This is a genomic window from Reyranella sp. (genome assembly GCF_965228225.1).
Classification (GTDB): Bacteria; Pseudomonadota; Alphaproteobacteria; order Reyranellales; family Reyranellaceae; genus Reyranella.
In genome coordinates this window covers 3,925,770-3,944,734 of record NZ_OZ245801.1, presented here as the reverse complement: position 1 = coordinate 3,944,734, position 18,965 = coordinate 3,925,770, and the positions used below count along the sequence as shown (strand labels likewise).

Sequence of the window (18,965 nt, the reverse complement as noted above, 5' to 3'; positions counted from 1 at the left end):
CTGATGAACCGCACCCCCTTTGCGCTGCTTTCGGCAGCGCTGCTGTTCGCTCTTCCTCTTCCCGGCCAGGCCCAGCAGGGCCCGGCCCCGCAAGGCGGCGCCCGCGCGCCCACGACCCGGCCGCCGGCCGTCCAGCCGGGGAGGCTGCTGGCCCCGATCTCGTTGCAGGGCCGCTACCTCGCCGCGCGCGTGGGCGAGCAGGATCACGATTACGAAGCCGCGGCCGACCAGATGGATCAGGCCCTGGCGCTGACGCCGCTCGATCCGGAACTGATCTATGCCGTGTTCCGCCTGCGCATGTACGCAGGCCGCGTCGATTCCGCCGCCGAGCTGGCGCCCGCCGTGCTGGCGACACGCCCCGGCGACGGTTTCGCCAACCTCGTGATGGCGATCGAGGCGGTCAAGAAGGGGGACTACAAGGCGGCCGAGCGTCGGCTCACCCAGATCGGCGCCGAGAACCAGCTGGGCGCGCTGCGCGAATATGTGATGGCCTGGCTGAAGGCCGGCGAGAAGGACTTCGCGGCCGCTCGTTCGTTTCTATCGCGTCTGAAGCCCGCAGCCGGCGAGCGTGCCGAAGCGCCGGCGCTGGTGATCGAGGCCCAGATCGACGAGATGGCGGGCGACAAGGATGCCGCCGAGGCGAAGTACCGCCGCGCCATATCGCTCGACCGCAATGGCCTGCGCACCACCATCGCGGTGGCCGATGGCCTGCGCCGTCTCGGCAAGGGCGACGAGGCGCGCGAGATCCTGAAGACCTATGGCGAGCGCTACAGCGACTCCGTCGTCATGGACGGGCTTATGGGGCCCAACGCCCCGATGCCCAAGCCGCCGTCGCCGGCCTCGGGGATCGCGGACATCCTGTTCGACATCGGCGGCATCCTCGCCGCCGACCCGCGCAACCAGCGCACCGACCTGGCGCTGATCTTCTATCAGCTCGCCACGGCGCTGAAGCCCGAGCAGGATTTCGCCTGGCTGATGATCGCGGGCGTCTACGAGCAGTTCGGCCAGGTGCCCAAGGCGGTCGCCGCCCTGGGCAAGATCGCTCCGACGTCGCCGCTCTACTGGCAGGCGAGGCTGCGGACGGCGGCGCTCGACGCCCAGGAAGACAAGTTCGACCAGGCGGTCGCCCGCCTCAGGACGCTGGTCGCCGAGAAGCCGGATCGCATCGACGCGGCCCTGACCCTGGCCGACCTGTTGCGCGGCAAGGATCGTTTCGCCGAGGCGGTCGCCGCCTACGACACCGCGATCTCGCGCCTCGGCAAGCCCGACGAGCGGCACTGGCAGGTCTATTTCGGCCGCGGCATCGTGCTCGAGCGCACCAAGAACTGGCCCAAGGCCGAGGCCGACATGAAGAAGGCGCTCGAACTGTCGCCCGAGCAGCCCTACGTGCTGAACTATCTCGGCTACAGCTGGATCGACCAGGGCCTGCACCTGCAGGAAGGCATGAAGATGCTGGAGCGCGCGACCGAGCTGCGCCCCGACGACGGTTCCATCACCGACAGCGTGGGCTGGGCCTATTACCGGCTCGGCCAGTTCGAGAAGGCGGTGGAGTGGCTGGAGCGCGCGACCGAGCAGAAGGGCGACGACTCGACGATCACCGATCATCTCGGCGACGCCTACTGGCATGTCGGCCGCCGTCGCGAGGCGCGCTTCCAGTGGGAGCGCGCGCTGCATCAGAATCCCGACAAGGACCGTCTGCCGGTCATCCAGGACAAGATCGCCAACGGCCTGAACCCGTCGAACGACAAGCCGACGGTCTACGAGAAGGCCGCCGACAGCAAGCAGGGCGGCTGATCGAAGGGCAGGCGGCGTGCCGCTCGCGCGGGCCAAGGTCAATCTCTGGCTGAACGTCGTCGGCCGCCGCGCCGACGGGTTTCATCTGCTCGACTCGCTGGTGGCCTTCACCGATCTCGCCGACGAGCTCGAGGTCGCGCCTGCGTCGACCTTGTCGCTGGAGGTGGTGGGGCCTGAGGCGTCCGCGCTCGAAGGTGATCCGGACAATCTCGTCCTGAAGGCGGCGCGCCTGTTGGCCGGGCGGGCCGGCGTGGCGCCGCGCGCCGCGCTGCGTCTGACCAAGCGCATTCCCGTGGCGGCCGGCCTGGGCGGCGGTTCGGCCGACGCTGCGGCGGCGCTCCTGGCCTTGATCGACCTGTGGCGCGTGGCCATGCCCCAGGAGGAGCTTTTCGATCTCGCCGCCGTGTTGGGCGCCGACGTGCCGATGTGCCTTGCCGGGCGGCCGGCCCTGGCGACCGGCATTGGCGAGTGTCTCGCCCCCGTTCCCGCCCTGCCGCCCTGCGCCATCCTGCTGGTCAATCCCGGGGTGGCCCTGCCCACGCCCGCCGTCTTCGCCGCCCGCCAGGGAAGCTTCTCGCCGGCGCGGCCGCTCGGCAGCGGCTGGCGCGATCTGGCCGATCTGGCGCACGACCTCGGGCGGCGCGGCAACGATCTGACGCAGGCCGCGATCTCGCTCCGGCCGGAGGTTGCGGACGTCCTCGACCACTTGCAGCGCAGCGAGGGCGCCGCCCATGTCGCGATGAGCGGCAGTGGGGCGACTTGTTTCGCGCTCTACGGCTCGCTCGCGGAAGCAGAGCGTGCGGCCTCGTTACTTCCCGCGTCCTGGTGGCGGCACGCCGGCCGCCTGGGCTGACCTACGCCTTGGCGCGGTGCCGTACGACCAGGAGGGTCGTCAGGAGAAGGACCGCGCCTGCCTGGTGGAGCGTGGCGATCGGGATGCTGACGCCGCTCAGGATGGTGGCAACCCCGAGCCCGAGCTGCACGAAGGCCATGCCGGCCGCTGCAAGCGTCTCCGAGCGCGGTGCCCGCCAGGCCATGACCAGCACGCCCAGCACCAGCAGCTTCGCCAGCCAGCGATGCACGAACTGGATGGTCGTGCCGTTCTCGAAGAGGTTGATCCACGCCGGCGAGAGGTCGAACAGGCCGGGCGGGATCCAGTAGCCCGACATGTCGGGGAAGGTGCTGTGCGCGGTGCCGGCGCGCAGGCCGGCCATGAAGGCGCCCCAGACCAGCACGACCAGCAGGAAGGCGATCAGCGCCGTCGCCTTGCGCGCGGTCCTGGCGTCGTCGCGGCGCACGCCGCCGGGCGTGAGTTCGAGGATCAGCCAGACCGTGTAGGCGTAGAGGACGATCGCGAGCAGCAGGTGCGCGGCGAGGCGGTAGTGGCTGACCGAAGGCCTGTCCACGAGACCCGAGGCCACCATCGCCCAGCCCATCGCACCTTGCAGGCCGCCCAGCACGAGCAGCGCCAGGAGGCGGGGCTTGAGGTAGGGGGTGAGGGCGCCGCGCCACCAGAACCAGGCCAGCGGCAGGGCGAAGACGAGACCGATCAGCCGACCCCAGAGGCGGTGGATGTACTCCAGCCAGAAGATCTCGCGGAACTCGGGCACGGTGAAGTCGCGGTTCACCAGGCGGCCCTGCGGCGAGGACAGATACTTCTGCAGCTCGGCCTGCCACGCCGCATCCGAAAGCGGCGGCAGCCAGCCGGTGACCGGCCGCCACTCGACCATCGAGAGGCCCGATTCGGTGAGCCGCGTCAGCGCGCCGATCACGATCATGAAGAAGATCATGCCGGCGACGACGATCAGCCACTGGCGCACGGAGGCGGGGACTTGCTGCATGGCCGCCGGAACATGGGCGAAGCGGCGGCCGCCGTCATCAGGCATAAATGTCGCGAAGGGCGTCGTCATCGGGCGTCTTGCGCTCGCCGTCCGCCTTGTTTAACGGTTCGCATACGAACAATTTTCATCCATCGTTCCGGAACATCGCAATGACTGCGTCCCCGCTGGCCCCGCCGGTCACCTTCGGGTCGAGCTTCAGTGATTTCTACGATCGCGAAGGCCTGGTCGGATTAGACGCCGCCTTCGTCGAGTGGCTCAAGGATGCGAATGTCGGCGTCCATGCCCGCTTGCTGGCGGCGCGGGCCGCGCCAGACGCGATGGCCGCGAAGGACGAGTCCAATCTTCTGATCGAGCTGGCGCGGCCGCTCGAGGATTTCATCGGGTCTCTCTTTGGCGTGGCTGTCGAAGCGGCCGACCTGCGCGCCCGCCACAGGCGCCTGGCACCGCTCTACGACTGCAAGCGCCTGTTCGTGCAGCGCTACGTCACCCGCACCCTCAAGCCAGAGGTCGCGGCCGCCCTCGACGGCGCCGCCGTCACGGCCGCCGTGAACCTGCCGGTCACCTTCGAGGCCGGCCTCGAAGCCTGGGAACTGGCCTTCGCGCTGGCCGTTCGCGAGCTGATCGGAGCCGAGTTCAAGGTCGAGGCGCCGACGCCCGAGGTCGAGGCCCTCACACGCTACGCCGCCTGGGCGTTGCACCACCCCGAGGGCAAGCGCCGACACCAGGACGGGCCGCTGTTCAAGGTGCCGCACAAACTGGATTTCGAGCATCTCGTGCCGATCGAGACCGAGATCGTCGATGGCGTCACGCGCATGAAGCTGCCGCGGCCGATGCTGCGCCATCGCGAGGGCTTTGCCCTGACCGACCAGGGCTTCGATCTGGTGCGCGCCCTCGACCACGCCAACTACTGCATCTGGTGCCACAACCAGGGCAAGGATAGCTGCTCGCGCGGTCTCAAGGATCGCAAGACCGGCGCGTTCCAGAAGTCGCCGTTCGGTGTCACGCTCGCGGGCTGTCCGCTCGAAGAGAAGATCTCGGAGATGAACCTGCTGAAGAGCGAGGGATTCTCCATCGGGGCGCTGGCGATGGCCGCGGTCGACAATCCGCTGCTGGCGGCCACCGGCCACCGCATCTGCAACGACTGCATGAAGGCCTGCATCTACCAGAAGCAGGAACCGGTCGACATCCCGCAGATCGAGACCCGCACCCTGAAGGACGTGCTGGGCCTGCCGTGGGGCTTCGAGATCTACTCGCTGCTGACGCGCTGGAATCCGCTCAACCTGCGCCGTCCCATTCCGCGTCCCTCCACGGGACGCACCGTGCTGGTGGTCGGTCTCGGTCCCGCGGGCTTCAACCTGGCGCATCACCTGATGAATGACGGCCACACCGTGGTCGGCATCGACGGGCTGAAGATCGAGCCTCTGCCCGAGACGCAGTCGGGCGTTACCATGGACGGCACGCGCGTGCCCTTCGCGGCGGTCAAGGACGCAGCGAGCTTGCGTGAGAATCTCGGCGAGCGGGCGATGGCGGGCTTCGGCGGTGTCGCCGAGTACGGCATCACGGTGCGCTGGGACAAGAACTACCTGAAGATGGTGCGGCTGCTGCTGGAGCGGCGCGCGCAGTTCTCGATGTTCGGCGGTGTGCGCTTCGGCGGGACGGTGACGGTCGAGAGCGCCTTCGCGATGGGCTTCGACCACATCGCGCTCTGCGCCGGCGCCGGCAAGCCCACCGTGCTCGACCTGCCCAACGGCCTGGCCCGCGGCGTGCGCGCGGCGTCGGACTTCCTGATGGCACTCCAGCTCACGGGCGCGGCCAAGAAGGAGTCCATTGCGAACCTGCAGATCCGCCTGCCGGTGGTGGTGATCGGCGGCGGCCTGACCGCAATCGATACCGCAACCGAATCGCTCGCCTACTATCCGCTGCAGGTCGAGAAGTTCCTCGTCCGCCACGAGACGCTGGTCGCCGAGCGCGGCGAGGCCGCGGTGGGCGCGAACTGGTCGCCCGAGGAGCGCGAGATCGCCCAGGAGTTCCTCGCCCACGCCCGTGCGATCCGGGCGGAGCGCGAACGGGCGGCGCGCGAGGGCCGCGAGCCTGCGATCGCCAAGCTGGTCAACGGCTGGGGCGGCGTGTCTCTCGTCTATCGCCGCCGGCTGATCGATTCGCCGTCCTATACGTTGAACCATGAGGAAGTGCTCAAGGCGCTCGAGGAAGACATCCGCTTCGTCGAGGGCCTGTCACCCGTCGCGGTCGAGATCGACGCGGCGGGACAGGCGAGAGCGCTCAAGGTCGCCGGCGAGCAGAACGGTGTCGCGGTCGAGGCGACCCTGCCGGCCCGCACCATCCTCGTCGCCGCGGGCACGCAGCCCAACACGGTGCTGGCGCGGGAAGACGCGACCCATGCCTTCATCGACGGCAAGTATTTCCGCGCCCTCGACGAGGCCGGCAATCAAGTGACTCCCGAGCGCGTCTGCAAGCCGGGCGACGTGCGCGTGCTGATGTACCGCCACGCCGACGACCGCTTCATGTCGTTCTTCGGCGATCTGCATCCCTCGTTCGCCGGCAACGTCGTGAAGGCGATGGGCGGGGCCAAGCAGGGCTATCCAGTGCTGACGCGGGCGATGACGGCGCTGCCGCCGTCCCGGCGCACGCCGGCGGAGATTCTCGACGAGGCCAACCGGTCTTGGCGTGCCCGCGTGGTCCGAGTCGACCGGCTGACGCCCACCATCATCGAAGTCATCGTCGAGGCGCCGGCCGCCGCTCGCAATTTCGAGCCCGGCCAGTTCTATCGCCTGCAGAATTACGAAGCGCGCTCGCTGCGGGCCGAGGGCACGCTCCTCACCATGGAGGGCCTCGCGCTCACCGGTGCGTGGGTCGACAAGGACAAGGGCCTGCTGTCGATGATCGCGCTGGAGATGGGGGGCTCCTCCGACCTCTGCGCGATGCTGAAGCCCGGCGAGCCGGTGATCGTGATGGGGCCGACCGGCGCGCCGACCGAGATCGAGCCGGGTGAGACCGTGGTGCTGGTGGGCGGCGGCCTCGGCAACGCCGTGCTCTTCTCGATCGGCCAGGCCTTCCGCAAGGCCGGCAGCAAGGTGCTCTACTTCGCCGGCTACAAGCGCATGATCGACCGCTACAAGGTCGAGGAGATCGAGGCGGCGGCCGACGTCGTCGTCTGGTGCTGCGACGAGGCGCCGGGCTTCGAACCGGGCCGGCCGCAGGACAAGTCGGTCGTCACCAACATCGTCGAGGCGATGCGCCTTTACGCGTCGGGCGAACTCGGCGACCAGCCGATTCCCTACAGTGCCGCCGATCGCATCGTGGCCATCGGCTCCGACGGCATGATGAACGCGGTGCGCCTGGCGCGGCATGCCGCCTTGAAGCCGTACCTCAAGCCCGAGCACGTGGCCTTCGGCTCGATCAACTCCCCCATGCAATGCATGATGAAGGAGATCTGCGCCCAGTGCCTGCAGCTCCACAGGGATCCGGAGACCGGCAAGGAGACGGTGGTCTTCTCCTGCTTCAACCAGGACCAGCGACTCGACCTGGTCGATTTCAACAACCTGCGCCAGCGCCTGCGCCAGAACTCCGTGCAGGAAAAGATCGGCGCCCTGTGGATCGACAGGACGCTCCGGCAGCTCGGGGTGCGCGGCTAGACGAAGATCTTCCGCGCCACGATCACCAGCAGGGCGATCGACGCCACGACGATCACGAGCAGCGTGAGCACGATGCCGCCCGCCCGGCCGGGATTGGTGTCGGCCGTGCGGGCGAGGCCGAAGGCATGTGCCAGGCGGGCGACGATGAAGCCGATGCCCAGCGTATGGACCAGTACCCGCGAGGCACCGCAGATTTCGAGCAGCGCCAGCAGGACCAGCACCAGCGCGGCGTATTCGGCGAAGTTCCCGAAGACACGGCTCATGCGGCTCATCTCGGCATCGCCGCCATCGCCGAGGCTGACCCGGCTCCGGAAGCGCTGACGGATCACCAGGGACGCGAGCAACACACAGAGAAGGCCGGTGAGGCCGGCATAGAAGGCGGTGACGAACGGCAGGGCCGGCATTGCCATGAAGGATCTCCTAGGGAGCGCGCACGAAGCGGAACAGGACCTTGTCCTGACCGTAATAGCGCAGCTGGTCCACGACCTTGGGAAAATACTCGCTGCCCACCGTCACCGGCATGAAGGCGTCCAGGTCGAGGGGGCGGACGCCGACATGGAAGCCCGCGTCGCTGAACGCCTTGGCGACATTGTCCAGCGAATGGTCGTAGAGCGGGATCGACGAGGTCTCGGCGATGACCTTGCGCCAGCGCGGCCAGACGGCACTGTCCTTGTGGCAACCCATCGCCGCGACATAGGTGCCGCCCGGCTTCAGGGCCGCCTTGATGTCGGTCGCGTGCGCGGCGAGGTCGGGCAGCAGGTAGAGCACTTCGTGGCTGAAGGCGAAGTCGAACGTCCGACCGAGGGTCGCCGCGCTTTCGCTCACGCGATAATCGATGGGCCGTTGCCCCTTCAGCAGCTCGGCGCGGTCCACCGACTCGCGCGCGATATCGATGCCGACGGCCGCCTTGAACGGGTGGCGGTCGTACAGCATCCGCAGGAAGCCACCCTGGTTGCAGCCGTAATCGAGCACGGTCGACGGTCGCAGGTCCTCATGGATCGAAACGTCGATCATCCGCCGCCAGATCGGCGCATGGGCCGCGCCCATTGCCTCCTCGTCGGCTTCGTTGCGGTTCCAGGTCCGGATGATCGAAGGCCTTTGCATCGCTTCCTCCTGTGAGGAAGCGAGCCTATCACGCCCGTCCGCGCCAGGGGTGCACGAGCAAGGGGCCCGCGATCAGGCTGCCGAAGGTGACGATTCCGACGGCGATGGCTGTGAAGACGCCGGGCAGGCCCCAGTCGAGATGTTCCACGGCGAACCAGCCGCCCAGCGAGGCCACGAACAGGCGCGTGACGCCGGCGGCGAAGGGGGCCTTCATCCGGCCGGCGCCCTGGCTGGCAAAGGACAAGGTCATGCCGATGCCGAACACGAAGTAGAAGGGCGCGACGCGGGTGACATAGGCCACGGTGGCGGCGACCACGTCGGGATCGTCGGTGAACAGGCGGGCCCAGCCCTCGGGGAAGAGTGCCACGATCCAGCCGAAGGCACCGATGCCGAGACCGGCGACCAGACTGCCGATCCAGGCGGCGCGCACCGCACGGCGCCAGTCGTTGGCCCCGGCGGCCACGCCCACGATGGTCGTGAGGCCGGAGCCGATGCCGAACGCCAGTGGCACCAGCATGAATTCGAGCCGCACGCCGATTCCGTAGCCCGCCAGGGCGGCGATGCCGAAGCGGCCGACGAGACCCGTGACCAGCATGGCGGTCAGATTCGCCGTGAAGGCAGAGAAGGAGGCGATCAGGCCGACCCGCAGGATGTCCCAGAACAGCCGCCCTTGCAGGACAACGCCGGTCGTCGCCGGCACGAAGCCGAGTTTGCCGCTCCACAGGGCGCGCGCCTGCAACAGTGCCGAAACCGCCGAAGTCAGCAGGGACGAGATGGCAGGGCCGGCCATGCCCATGCCCGGCCATCCGCCGATACCGAGTGCGAGCACGTAGGAGAGCGGCACCTGGGCGATCGAGGAGATGAGCATGTAGCGGCCGGGCGTGGCCGCATCGCCGCCGCCGCGCAGCAGGGCCGACAGGAAGAAGTTGGCCCAGATGAACAGCGAACCGGTGAACAGCACGTGGGAGTAGGTCAGGGCATTGGCGAGCGCGGCACCTTCGCCGCCCAGCATGCGATAGAGCGAGGGCGCAGCCGTCCAGGCGAGCAGGGTGAAGAGCAGCGCCAGCGCCGCGCCGAGGACCAGCGCATGCAGCACGAGCGCGCGGGCGTCTCCGGTGCGGCCGGCGCCCAGGGTACGAGCCATGGCCGCCGCCACGCCGCCACCCATGCCGCCGGCCGCCATCATGGTCATCATCATCATGAGCGGGAAGACCAGCGCAAAGCCCGCCAGGGCGTCGGTTCCCAGCCGACCGAAGATGAAGGTCTCGGCAATGGCCACGAAGGTCTGCACGATCATGACCGCGGTGGTCGGGGCCGACAGCTTCCACAGGCTCTTGCCGATGGGCGCGGTGAGAAGGGGGTGCTGCAGGGCGGGACTCCAAGTGCGTGCATATGCACGATATCAGGCCGCGCCCTCGTGTCACCTTACAAACGCTGCGCGAGGGATTAGCTTTCGCGCATGACCCAGACGGAACGCCCCCTCGCCAAGCCCTCGGTCCAGGCCGAAAACGACCGTGTCATCGTGACGGAGTGGCGCTTCCCGCCGGGCGGCCACACCGGCTGGCACCGCCACGACCACGACTATGTCGTGGTGCCCATCACCACGGGTGAGCTGCACATCTTCGACGGCAAGGCCACCGTGCCGGCACCGCTGCGGGCCGGCGTGTCCTATTCCCGGCAGACCGGAGTCGAGCACGACGTCATCAACCCCAACGATTTCGAGTTCGTTTTCGTCGAAATCGAGCTGAAGGCTTGACCTTGCCGCCGGGCAGCCCCGCGCCCGGTCGCATTGACTTGGCCCCTTCAAGGGGTCATATGGGGTCCGCCCAGCGGTCTAGCTCGATCCTCGAGCCTTATGCGACTGCTCCAAGTCCAGCGGAAAGAATGGACTAAACCACGGAAATTAAATGAGTTTTGAGAGTTTGGGGCTTAGCGCCCCGGTACTGCAGGCAGTGGCCGAAAAGGGCTACACGACGCCTACCCTCATCCAGGAAAAGGCCATCCCCATCTGCCTGATGGGTCGCGATGTCCTAGGATGCGCCCAGACGGGCACCGGCAAGACTGCCTCCTTCGTCCTCCCGATGATCGACATTCTCTCGGAGGGCCGCGCCAAGGCGCGTATGCCGCGATCGCTCATCCTGGAGCCGACGCGCGAACTGGCCGCCCAGGTGGCCGAGAACTTCGAAATCTACGGCAAGTACCACAAGCTCAACATGGCGCTGCTGATCGGCGGCGTGAGCTTCCCCGACCAGGAGCGCGCCCTCGAACGCGGTGCCGACGTCCTGATCGCGACCCCCGGCCGGCTGCTCGATCATTTCGAGCGCGGCGGCATCCTGCTGAACGACGTCAAGATCCTGGTGATCGACGAAGCCGACCGCATGCTCGACATGGGCTTCATCCCCGACGTCGAGCGTATCGTCGCCACCCTGCCGCCGCTGCGCCAGACCCTCTTCTTCTCGGCCACCATGCCGCCGGAAATCAAGCGCCTGGCCGACCGCTTCCTGAGCAATCCGAAGGAAGTCACGGTGTCGGCGCCGGCCTCGGCCTCCAAGAACATCGTCCAGGGCCTCGTAGTCGTGCAGGAAGACGACAAGCGCGAGGCGCTGCGGGCCCTGATCAAGGAACAGGACATCAAGAACGCGATCGTGTTCTGCAACCGCAAGAAGGACGTGGCCATCCTGCAGGGCTCGCTCAAGAAGCACGGCTTCAACGCCGGGGCGCTGCATGGCGACATGAGCCAGCCCGCGCGCATGGAGACGCTCGATAAGTTCAAGCAGGGCGAAATCCAGATTCTGGTCGCCTCCGACGTCGCCGCCCGCGGTCTCGACATCGTGGCGATGAGCCACGTGTTCAATTTCGACGTCCCGTTCTCGCCCGAGGACTACGTCCATCGCATCGGCCGTACCGGCCGTGCCGGGCTGACCGGCCATTCCTTCACCCTGGCCTCGCCGGACGAGGGCCCCCTCGTCGAGGCGATCGAGAAGCTGATCGGCACGACCATTCCGCGGGTCGAAGTCCCGGGCATGGAACTCCTTGCCTTCGAACCGTCCGACGGACGCCGTCGCGGGCGAGGCCGTGGACGCGCCGGTTCGAGCAGCAGCAGCCGTGGCCGTAGCGGCAGCAGCCGTCCGCCGAAGGAAGCGCGCGCCGAGCAGGCCGCCGGGCCCGAGCGCGCGGCGCGTCCAGCGCCGGAAGCCCGTCCCGAGCGCGAAATCCGTCCCGAGCGCGAAGCGCGTCCGGAACGCGAAGCGCGTCCGCCGCGTGAGCCGCGGGCTGAACGCCCGAATCGCGAGCCGCGTCCCGAGCGCGAGGCGCGGCCCGAGCGCGAAGCGCGGCCGCCGCGGGAGCGCCGCCCGGAGCGGTCCGACCGTCCGCGTCAGGATCGTCGCGACCGTGACGACTCGCCGGCGCCGATGGGCCTTGGCGATCACGTACCGGCTTTCCTCGCCCGTTCGGCGCGCTAGAATCGCGCGTCGCGGCGGAGGGCGTACATGCAGACCATTTTCGTCATGGTGAAGTGCGAGCTCGGCAAGGCCTATGAGGTTGCCGACAATGCGGTGGCCGTCGAGCAGGTGTCGGAGGTCTACTCGACCTCAGGGCAATACGATCTCCTGATGAAGTGCTACCTCGACGAAAAGACCGACATCGGCCATTTCGTGACGAGCCAGATCCAGACGCTGCCGGGGGTGAAGGACACGTTCACCCTGATCACCTTCAAGGCGTTTTCCTGAGCACGGCCCTTCCGCGCCAGCATCTTCCGCGGGGCGAGGACTTCCTGCTCCTCCCGCCGTCCCTCCAGCCCTACGCCTACCGCAACGTCGACAGGCTGTTTGCCCATCGCACGATCCGTCGCAGCCCCAATCCCCGGGAGCTGCCGCGCGGGGCTGAGATTGCGCCGGTCTACACCGCCGGCGGCCGCGAACACGACGTCGCCTCGTTCATGGACCGCAATGTGATGGTGGGAATCCTGGTGATCCATCGCGGCAGGATCGTGCTCGAACGCTACGGGCTCGGCCTGCAGGAGCACGACCGCTGGTCGACCATGTCGACCGTGAAGTCGATGACGGCGATGCTGGTCGGTGCGGCGGTGCAGGACGGCACCATCGGGTCGATCGACGATCCGCTGACGGACTATCTGCCGGCACTCAGGCGCTCGGCCTATGAAGGCGTCACTCTGCGGCACGTCATGACGATGTCGTCGGGCGTGCGCTGGACTGAGGTCTATCCCGACCGCAATTCCGACGTGAACCGCTACAGCAAGTCGCTGGCCGACAAGGTGCCCGACGGCGTGTTGAAGCTGATGGCGTCGCTGCCGCGCGCCCATCCGCCGGGGAGCACCTTTCTCTACAATTCCGGCGACACGTTCCTGCTGGGCGCTGCGCTGACGCGCGCCATCGGCAAGCCGCTGGCCGACTACATGTCGGAGAAGGTCTGGCAGCCTGCCGGCATGGAGTGCGACGCCTTCTACACGCTCGAAAGCGATGCCGGGCAGGAGATCGGCGGCAGCCGCGCGGGCATGGTCCTGCGCGACTTCGGACGCTTCGCCGAGTTCGTCCGTAACGATGGTGTCATCGACGGGGTGCGTGTGCTGCCCGAGGGCTGGGTCGAGGCGGCGGCGACGCCGGCCTTCAAGGTCCCCGCGCCGTCCGTCCCCGACATCACGCATTACGGTTACAGCTGGTGGCTGGGGGACGGGGTGATGGCGGCGCTGGGCCATGCCGGTCAACGGATCGACATCTTCCGGAGCGAAAATCTGGCGGTTGTGACACTTGCCGCCCTGCCGCAGCCGCCCTATGTGCCCGCCACCGACCATGACCGCCGCGCGGAGATCGTCACCTTCACGCAGGCCGTCAGGGCGGCCTGCATGGCGACAAACTGAGAGCTGACGATGTCGATGACGCCCGCCAAGAAACTCGAACTCCTCGTCGAGCGAATCGTGATGGGCAGCCGCTGGCTCCAGGCGCCGCTCTACATCGGGCTGGTCTTCGTGCTGGGCGTCGTGGTCGTGAAGTTTCCCTTCAAGATCTGGGAGCTGATGCGCAAGGCGCTCACCGCCGAGGAGGCCGATCTCGTGCTGGCGGTCCTGTCGCTGGTCGACCTGATCATGGTCGCCAATCTCGTCGTGATGGTGATCATTTCCGGATATGAGAATTTCGTCAGCCACATCGACGTCGACAGTTCGCGCGACAGGCTCGCCTGGTTCGGCAAGCTCGATGCCGGCTCGCTCAAGATCAAGCTCGCCAGCTCGATCGTGGCGATCTCGTCGATCCACCTGCTGCAGCGCTTCCTCGAGGCCGGCGACTACGACAACGGCAAGCTCTATGCACTGGTCGTCATGCACATGGCGTTCGTTGTATCGGCCCTGCTGCTGACCTACATCGACAAGATCGCATCGGACAAGAAGGGGGCGAGCGGGCATTGAGCACCGGGGGCAAGGCGGCACTCGCCATCTGGGTCGACATCGATTCCGCCGACGAGGCCTTCTTCGAGCATTGGCATAGTCGCGAGCATCTCGCGGAACGGGTCTCGTGTCCCGGTTGGCTGCGGGGCAGCCGCTTCAAGGGGGTGACGCGCCCTGGCCGCTACCTGTTGTTCTACGATGCCGACAAAGCCGCTGCCTTCGAGAGCGAAACCTATTACGCCCGCCTGCGCAGCCCCAGCGAGATGAGCCGCGCCCTCTTTCCGAAGTTCCGCAACACCTCGCGCACCGTCTGCGCGGTCGAGCAGCGCTGGGGCGAGGGGATCGGGGCGGCCGTACTGACCCTGCGCATGAAGGCAAGCAACGTCGCGCCCTTCGACAGGCTCGCCTCGCCGGAGACAGCCCGCGTCGACCTGCTTTCCGGCCGCGCCAATATCGGCCAGGCGCAGACCGCTGAAAAAGAACTGCGCGGTGCGCCCGATCAGCAGATCGAACGCGCGCTGGTCGCCTTCTTCTGGTCGGTCGAAGCCGCCCAGGCCGCGCGCGCCCGGCACGCGCCCGAGGGTGAGGTCTTCGCCCTCCGTCACACCGTGTCGAAGGGCGATCTCGTCTGATTCATTCTTCTCCTCCCCGTCATATGGGGGAGGAAATGATCTTCGCGCTTAAGCCACGCTAATTGATCAGCCCATAGAACTTGCCGGCGTTGGTGCAGGTGATCATCTTCACCTGCTCGGCCGGCACTTCGGCGAACTGCTCCTTGATGTACTTGTCGGAGTGCGGCCACACGCCGTCGCCGTGCGGGTAGTCGGAGCCCCACATCAGGCTCTCCGCGCCCATGTCGTCGATCAGCTTGGCGCCGATGCGGTCGAACTGGAACGTGGCCTTGCACTGGCGGCGCCAGTAATCCGACGGCTTCATCTTCATGCCGAGGTCGGTGAAGCGGTCCTCCCATTCGAAGTCCATGCGGTCGAGCGCATAGGGGATCCAGCCGCAGCCCGATTCGCCAAAGGCGATGCGGACGTTGGGGAAGCGCTCGAGCACGTTGGCGCCCATGATGGCGGCCAGGATGTTCACGAGATTCATCTGGAAGCCGGAGACCACGGTGAAGAACACCGAGCGGCCGACCCGGCCGGGATACTTCTCGATGGTGCCCGGCGGGACGTTGGGGAAGGTATGGAAGTGCAACGGCAGCTGCACGTCGTTCACCGCCTTCCACAGCGGATCCCACATCGGATGCCACATTGGCTCCATGTCCCAGGAGCAGGAAAGCTCGAGGCCCTTGATGCCCATCTTCGCGACCCGGTAGATCTCCTCGACGGCAGCGTCGATGTCGCCGTAGGGCAGGCAGGCCAGGCCTATGTGCCGGTCTGGGTAATGGCTGCAGAAATCCTTCAGCCAGTCGTTGTAGATGCGCAGCATCTCGTTGCCGGCCTCGCGGTCGTTGAGACGGCTGGCGGCGCCCAGGATACCGTAGATCACTTCGGCGTCGACGCCGTCGCGATCTAGGTCCTTGATACGCAGGTGCGGGTCGGAGATGCGCCGGATGTCCTTGGCGCCGTCGGCATAGAGACCGGTCTCGGCCATGATGTCGACGCGACCGTGCTTGCCGGGGACGAACTTGGAGCCGGCCGGGCCGACGCCGTTCTTGAAGCCGAAAGAGGCGCCGTTCTTCGCCACCCACTTCGGCCCGTCGTCGGTGTCGGTGACGTAGGGCATGCGCTCCTTGAGATCGCGCGGCGCCATCGACGTGAACAGGTCGGGCGGCATCCACGGCAGGTCGAGGTGGCTATCGGCCGAAATGCGCTTGTATTGCATGGCGTTTGGCTCCCTTTGATTTGTGGTCGGAATTATGCGCCGTCTAAAGGACAGGGCAATGCCCCTACTGTTTCGCGGGTCGGCTTGTGTGCTACGGCTGAGACCATGACTGACACCGCTGCTTCCCGTCTCGACGGGGACTTCGATTACATCGTCGTGGGCGCCGGCTCGGCCGGATGCGTGCTCGCCAACCGGCTCTCAGCCGATCCGCGAAACCGCGTGCTGGTGCTCGAGGCAGGCGGCCGCGACAACTGGATCTGGTTCCACGTTCCGGCCGGCTATCTCTTCGCGATCGGCAATCCGCGCGCCGACTGGATGTTCCAGACCGAGAAGGAGCCCGGGCTCAACGGCCGCGCGCTCAACTATCCGCGCGGCAAGGTGATCGGCGGCTGCTCGGCGATCAACGGCATGATCTCGATGCGCGGCCAAGCGCAGGACTACGACCACTGGCGCCAGCTCGGCCTCACCGGCTGGGGCTGGGACGATGTCGCGCCGGTGTTCCGCAAGCTCGACAACCATTTCATGGGCGATACCGAGCATCACGGCGCCGGCGGCGAATGGCGGGTCGAGGAATCGCGCGTGCGCTGGGAAGTGCTCGACGCGGTGATCAAGGCCGCCACCGAAATGGGCATTCCGGAGACCTCGGATTTCAACACCGGCGACAATACCGGCGTCGGCTATTTCCACGTGAACCAGAAGCGCGGCATCCGCATGTCGGCGGCGCGCGCCTTCCTAAAGCCGGTGCTGAAGCGGCCGAACCTCCGGCTGGAGACCGGCGTGCTGGTCGAGAAGCTGTCGTTCGAGGGCAAGCGCTGCACCGGCGTGCTCTATCGCCAGGACGGCCGCCTCGTCGAGGCGCGGACCAGGGGCGAGGTCATCCTGGCCGCCGGCGCGGTCGGTTCACCGCAGATCCTGCAGCTCTCGGGCATCGGTGACCCCGACTGGCTGGGCGAGGTCGGCATCCCACTGCTGCACGTGCGCGAGGGTGTCGGGCGGAACCTGCAGGACCATCTGCAGCAGCGCGCCATCTACAAGGTCGACGGCGTGAAGACGCTCAACACGACCTATCACTCGCTGGTCGGCCGGGCGCTGATGGGCATGCAATATGCATTGCTGCAGAAGGGGCCGCTCACCATGTCGCCCTCGCAGCTCGGAATCTTCACGCGGTCTTCGCCGGATCAGGAAAAGTCGAACATCGAGTTCCATGTCCAGCCCCTGTCGCTCGACAAGTTCGGCGAGCCGCTGCATCGCTTCCCGGCGATCACGGTGAGCGCCTGCAACCTGCGCCCGACCTCGCGCGGCACGATCAGGCTGCGCTCGGCCGATCCCACGGCCAAGCCCGTCATCGCGCCCAACTATCTCGCGACCTACGAGGACCGCACCGTGGCGGCCGACGCGATCCGCGTGACGCGGCGCCTGATGCGCCAGCCCGCGATGCAGCCATACAATCCCGAGGAATACCTGCCGGGTCCGACCGTCGGCGACGACGATGCGTCTCTCGCCAAGGCGGCCGGCGATATCGGCACCACGATCTTCCACCCGGTCGGCACCGCGAAGATGGGGCTGCCGTCGGATCCCCACGCCGTGGTCGACGAGCGGCTGCGGGTCATCGGGCTTCAGGGACTGCGTGTGATCGATGCATCGGTCATGCCGACCATCACGTCGGGCAACACCAATACGCCCACGATCATGATCGCCGACAAGGCGGCTGGAATGGTCCTCGCAGACAGCAAACAAGGAGGCATGCGTGCGTAAGAAAGTTCTTGGACTGATCGCGGCGATCGGCCTTTCCGTGCCGGTCGTTTCGATGGCGCAGCAGCCGACGACGCTGCGGGTCGTGGCGCATTCGGACCTGAAGATCCTCGATCCGATCTGGACCACGGCCTTCATCGTGCGCAACCACGGCTACATGATCTACGACACGCTGTTCGCGCTGGACGGCGATCTCAAGATCAAGCCGCAGATGGTCGATACGTGGAAGATGAGCGACGACAAGCTCACCTGGACCTTCACCCTGCGCGACGGGCTCGAGTTCCACGATGGCCAGCCGGTCACGACCGAGGACGTGATCGCCTCGCTGAAGCGCTGGGCGTCGCGCGACAGCCTGGGCAACATCCTGTGGGCCAAGGTCGCCGAGCTGAAGGCGGTCGATGCCAAGACCTTCCAGATCGTGCTGAAGTCGCCCACGGGCGTTGTGCTGCAGGCCTTGTCCAAGCCCTCGGGCAATCCCTTCATCATGCCCAAGCGAATCGCCGAGACGCCGGGAACCGACCAGATCAAGGAGTTCGTGGGTTCCGGCCCCTTCATCTTCAAGGCCGACGAGTGGAAGCCGGGCGACAAGACCGTCTACGTCAAGAACCCCAAGTACAAGCCGCGGGCCGAGCCGCCGTCGGGCCTCGCCGGGGCTAAGATCGCCAAGGTGGACAGGGTCGAGTGGGTGGCCATCCCCGACCAGCAGACCGCGGTGAACGCGCTGCAGGCGGGCGAGATCGACATCATCGAGGCGCCGCAGCACGATCTCTATCCGCTGCTCAAGAAGGATCGCAACGTCTCGATGGTGACCACGAACAAGTGGGGCAACCAGTACATCTATCGCTTCAACCAGCTCTTCAAGCCGTTCGACAATGCCAAGAACCGGCAGGCGATGCTCTATGCGCTGAACCAGAAGGACTTCCTGAACGGCGTCATCGGCGACCCCGAATACTACACGGTCTGCAAGGCCATGTTCATGTGCGGCGGTCCGTACGAGACGACGGCCGGTTTCGCCGACAAGTACGAGAGCGACTTCGCCAAGGCCAAACAGCTGCTGGCCGAGGGTGGTTACGACAACACGCCGGTCGTGCTGCTGCATTCGACCGATCTCTATGTGCTGACGAACATGGCGCCGATCGCCAAGTCGCTGATGGAGAAGGCCGGCATGAAGGTCGACATGCAATCGATGGACTGGCAGACGCTGGTTTCGCGCCGCGCCCGGAAGGATCCGCCGGACAAGGGCGGCTGGAACGTGCTCATCACCTCGACCTCGGGTGCCGATTCTCTCGATCCGCTGACCTACAGCTTCATCAGCGCGGCCTGCGACAAGGCCTGGTTCGGCTGGCCGTGCGACGCCGAGATCACGCGCCTGCGTGACGAATTCGCCGACGAGGTCGACGAGGCCAAGCGCAAGCAGATCGTCGAGAAGCTCCAGCTGCGCGCCGCCGAAGTTCCGACGCACGCCTTCCTCGGCCAGTACAACAACGCCATGGCGATCCGGAAGAACGTGACCGGCAGCGTCGTCTCGCCCGTGCCGGTCTTCTGGAACATCGAGAAGAAGTAGCGGGCAACCTGGCGCCGTCGTCG

Annotated in this window: 16 protein-coding genes; 11 read left to right on the top strand and 5 right to left on the bottom strand. The window is 67.0% G+C overall.

The window, feature by feature from the left end:
• Window positions 1–3 precede the first annotated feature (3 nt).
• Both ACO07K_RS19100 and ACO07K_RS19095 read left to right on the top strand, forming a co-directional pair.
• The gene (locus ACO07K_RS19100; RefSeq protein WP_422030592.1) at window positions 4–1,794 is read left to right on the top strand and encodes a tetratricopeptide repeat protein; all 1,791 of its coding nucleotides are present in this window, start codon (window positions 4–6) and stop codon (window positions 1,792–1,794) included.
• 16 nt (window positions 1,795–1,810) lie between these two features.
• A complete protein-coding gene (locus ACO07K_RS19095; protein WP_422030590.1) occupies window positions 1,811–2,647 on the top strand; it encodes a 4-(cytidine 5'-diphospho)-2-C-methyl-D-erythritol kinase in 837 nt (278 codons plus the stop codon).
• 1 nt (window position 2,648) lies between these two features.
• Here the strand turns inward: ACO07K_RS19095 and ACO07K_RS19090 are convergent, their stop codons facing one another.
• Window positions 2,649–3,680: a COX15/CtaA family protein gene (locus ACO07K_RS19090; RefSeq protein WP_422030589.1), complete on the bottom strand. Its 1,032-nt coding sequence runs from the start codon at window positions 3,678–3,680 to the stop codon at window positions 2,649–2,651.
• Window positions 3,681–3,784: 104 nt separating this feature from the next.
• Between ACO07K_RS19090 and ACO07K_RS19085 the strand changes: the two genes are divergently transcribed.
• Entirely contained in the window at window positions 3,785–7,288 is a 3,504-nt protein-coding gene (locus tag ACO07K_RS19085) for an FAD-dependent oxidoreductase (protein ID WP_422030587.1), read from the top strand.
• Here the strand turns inward: ACO07K_RS19085 and ACO07K_RS19080 are convergent.
• From ACO07K_RS19080 to ACO07K_RS19070, 3 genes are read right to left on the bottom strand one after another with little or no spacing between them, the layout of a single operon-like run.
• Window positions 7,285–7,698 carry an MAPEG family protein gene (locus ACO07K_RS19080; RefSeq protein ID WP_422030585.1) on the bottom strand — a complete coding sequence of 138 codons (414 nt, stop codon included), beginning with the start codon at window positions 7,696–7,698 and terminating at the stop codon, window positions 7,285–7,287. The two genes, ACO07K_RS19085 and ACO07K_RS19080, sit on opposite strands and share 4 nt — an antisense overlap.
• 10 nt (window positions 7,699–7,708) lie before the next feature.
• Complete coding sequence (locus ACO07K_RS19075) at window positions 7,709–8,392, bottom strand: class I SAM-dependent methyltransferase (protein WP_422030583.1); 684 nt, start codon at window positions 8,390–8,392, stop codon at window positions 7,709–7,711.
• Between the two features lie 28 nt (window positions 8,393–8,420).
• Entirely contained in the window at window positions 8,421–9,713 is a 1,293-nt protein-coding gene (locus tag ACO07K_RS19070) for an MATE family efflux transporter (RefSeq protein WP_422036678.1), read from the bottom strand.
• Between the two features lie 138 nt (window positions 9,714–9,851).
• On the opposite strand from ACO07K_RS19070, the gene ACO07K_RS19065 reads away from it, so the two are divergent.
• The 6 genes from ACO07K_RS19065 (at window position 9,852) to ACO07K_RS19040 (ending at window position 14,425) form a co-directional block, all read left to right on the top strand.
• On the top strand, window positions 9,852–10,148 hold the full coding sequence (locus tag ACO07K_RS19065; protein WP_422030581.1) for a cupin domain-containing protein: 297 nt from the start codon (window positions 9,852–9,854) through the stop codon (window positions 10,146–10,148).
• 151 nt (window positions 10,149–10,299) lie between these two features.
• On the top strand, window positions 10,300–11,856 hold the full coding sequence (locus ACO07K_RS19060; protein WP_422030579.1) for a DEAD/DEAH box helicase: 1,557 nt from the start codon (window positions 10,300–10,302) through the stop codon (window positions 11,854–11,856).
• Window positions 11,857–11,883: 27 nt separating this feature from the next.
• Complete coding sequence (locus ACO07K_RS19055; protein ID WP_298313303.1) at window positions 11,884–12,123, top strand: Lrp/AsnC ligand binding domain-containing protein; 240 nt, start codon at window positions 11,884–11,886, stop codon at window positions 12,121–12,123.
• Window positions 12,124–12,332: 209 nt separating this feature from the next.
• Window positions 12,333–13,271: a serine hydrolase domain-containing protein gene (locus ACO07K_RS19050; RefSeq protein ID WP_422030576.1), complete on the top strand. Its 939-nt coding sequence runs from the start codon at window positions 12,333–12,335 to the stop codon at window positions 13,269–13,271.
• 9 nt (window positions 13,272–13,280) lie between these two features.
• On the top strand, window positions 13,281–13,814 hold the full coding sequence (locus ACO07K_RS19045; protein WP_422030574.1) for a TIGR00645 family protein: 534 nt from the start codon (window positions 13,281–13,283) through the stop codon (window positions 13,812–13,814).
• Window positions 13,811–14,425, top strand: coding sequence for a hypothetical protein (locus tag ACO07K_RS19040; RefSeq protein WP_422030573.1), 615 nt, complete (start codon window positions 13,811–13,813; stop codon window positions 14,423–14,425). The genes ACO07K_RS19045 and ACO07K_RS19040 overlap by 4 nt, the downstream gene beginning before the upstream one ends.
• 58 nt (window positions 14,426–14,483) lie before the next feature.
• On the opposite strand, the gene ACO07K_RS19035 is transcribed toward ACO07K_RS19040, so the two are convergent.
• Window positions 14,484–15,626 (bottom strand): amidohydrolase family protein, encoded by a 1,143-nt coding sequence (locus ACO07K_RS19035; RefSeq protein WP_422030571.1) that lies wholly within the window; start codon window positions 15,624–15,626, stop codon window positions 14,484–14,486.
• A gap of 105 nt (window positions 15,627–15,731) precedes the next feature.
• Between ACO07K_RS19035 and ACO07K_RS19030 the strand changes: the two genes are divergently transcribed.
• Together ACO07K_RS19030 and ACO07K_RS19025 are read left to right on the top strand one after the other, a co-directional pair.
• Window positions 15,732–17,381, top strand: a complete 1,650-nt coding sequence (locus ACO07K_RS19030; RefSeq protein WP_422030569.1) for a GMC family oxidoreductase — start codon at window positions 15,732–15,734, stop codon at window positions 17,379–17,381.
• Window positions 17,374–18,942 (top strand): ABC transporter substrate-binding protein, encoded by a 1,569-nt coding sequence (locus ACO07K_RS19025; protein ID WP_422030567.1) that lies wholly within the window; start codon window positions 17,374–17,376, stop codon window positions 18,940–18,942. Before ACO07K_RS19030 ends, ACO07K_RS19025 begins: the two co-directional genes overlap by 8 nt.
• Window positions 18,943–18,965: the final 23 nt, after the last annotated feature.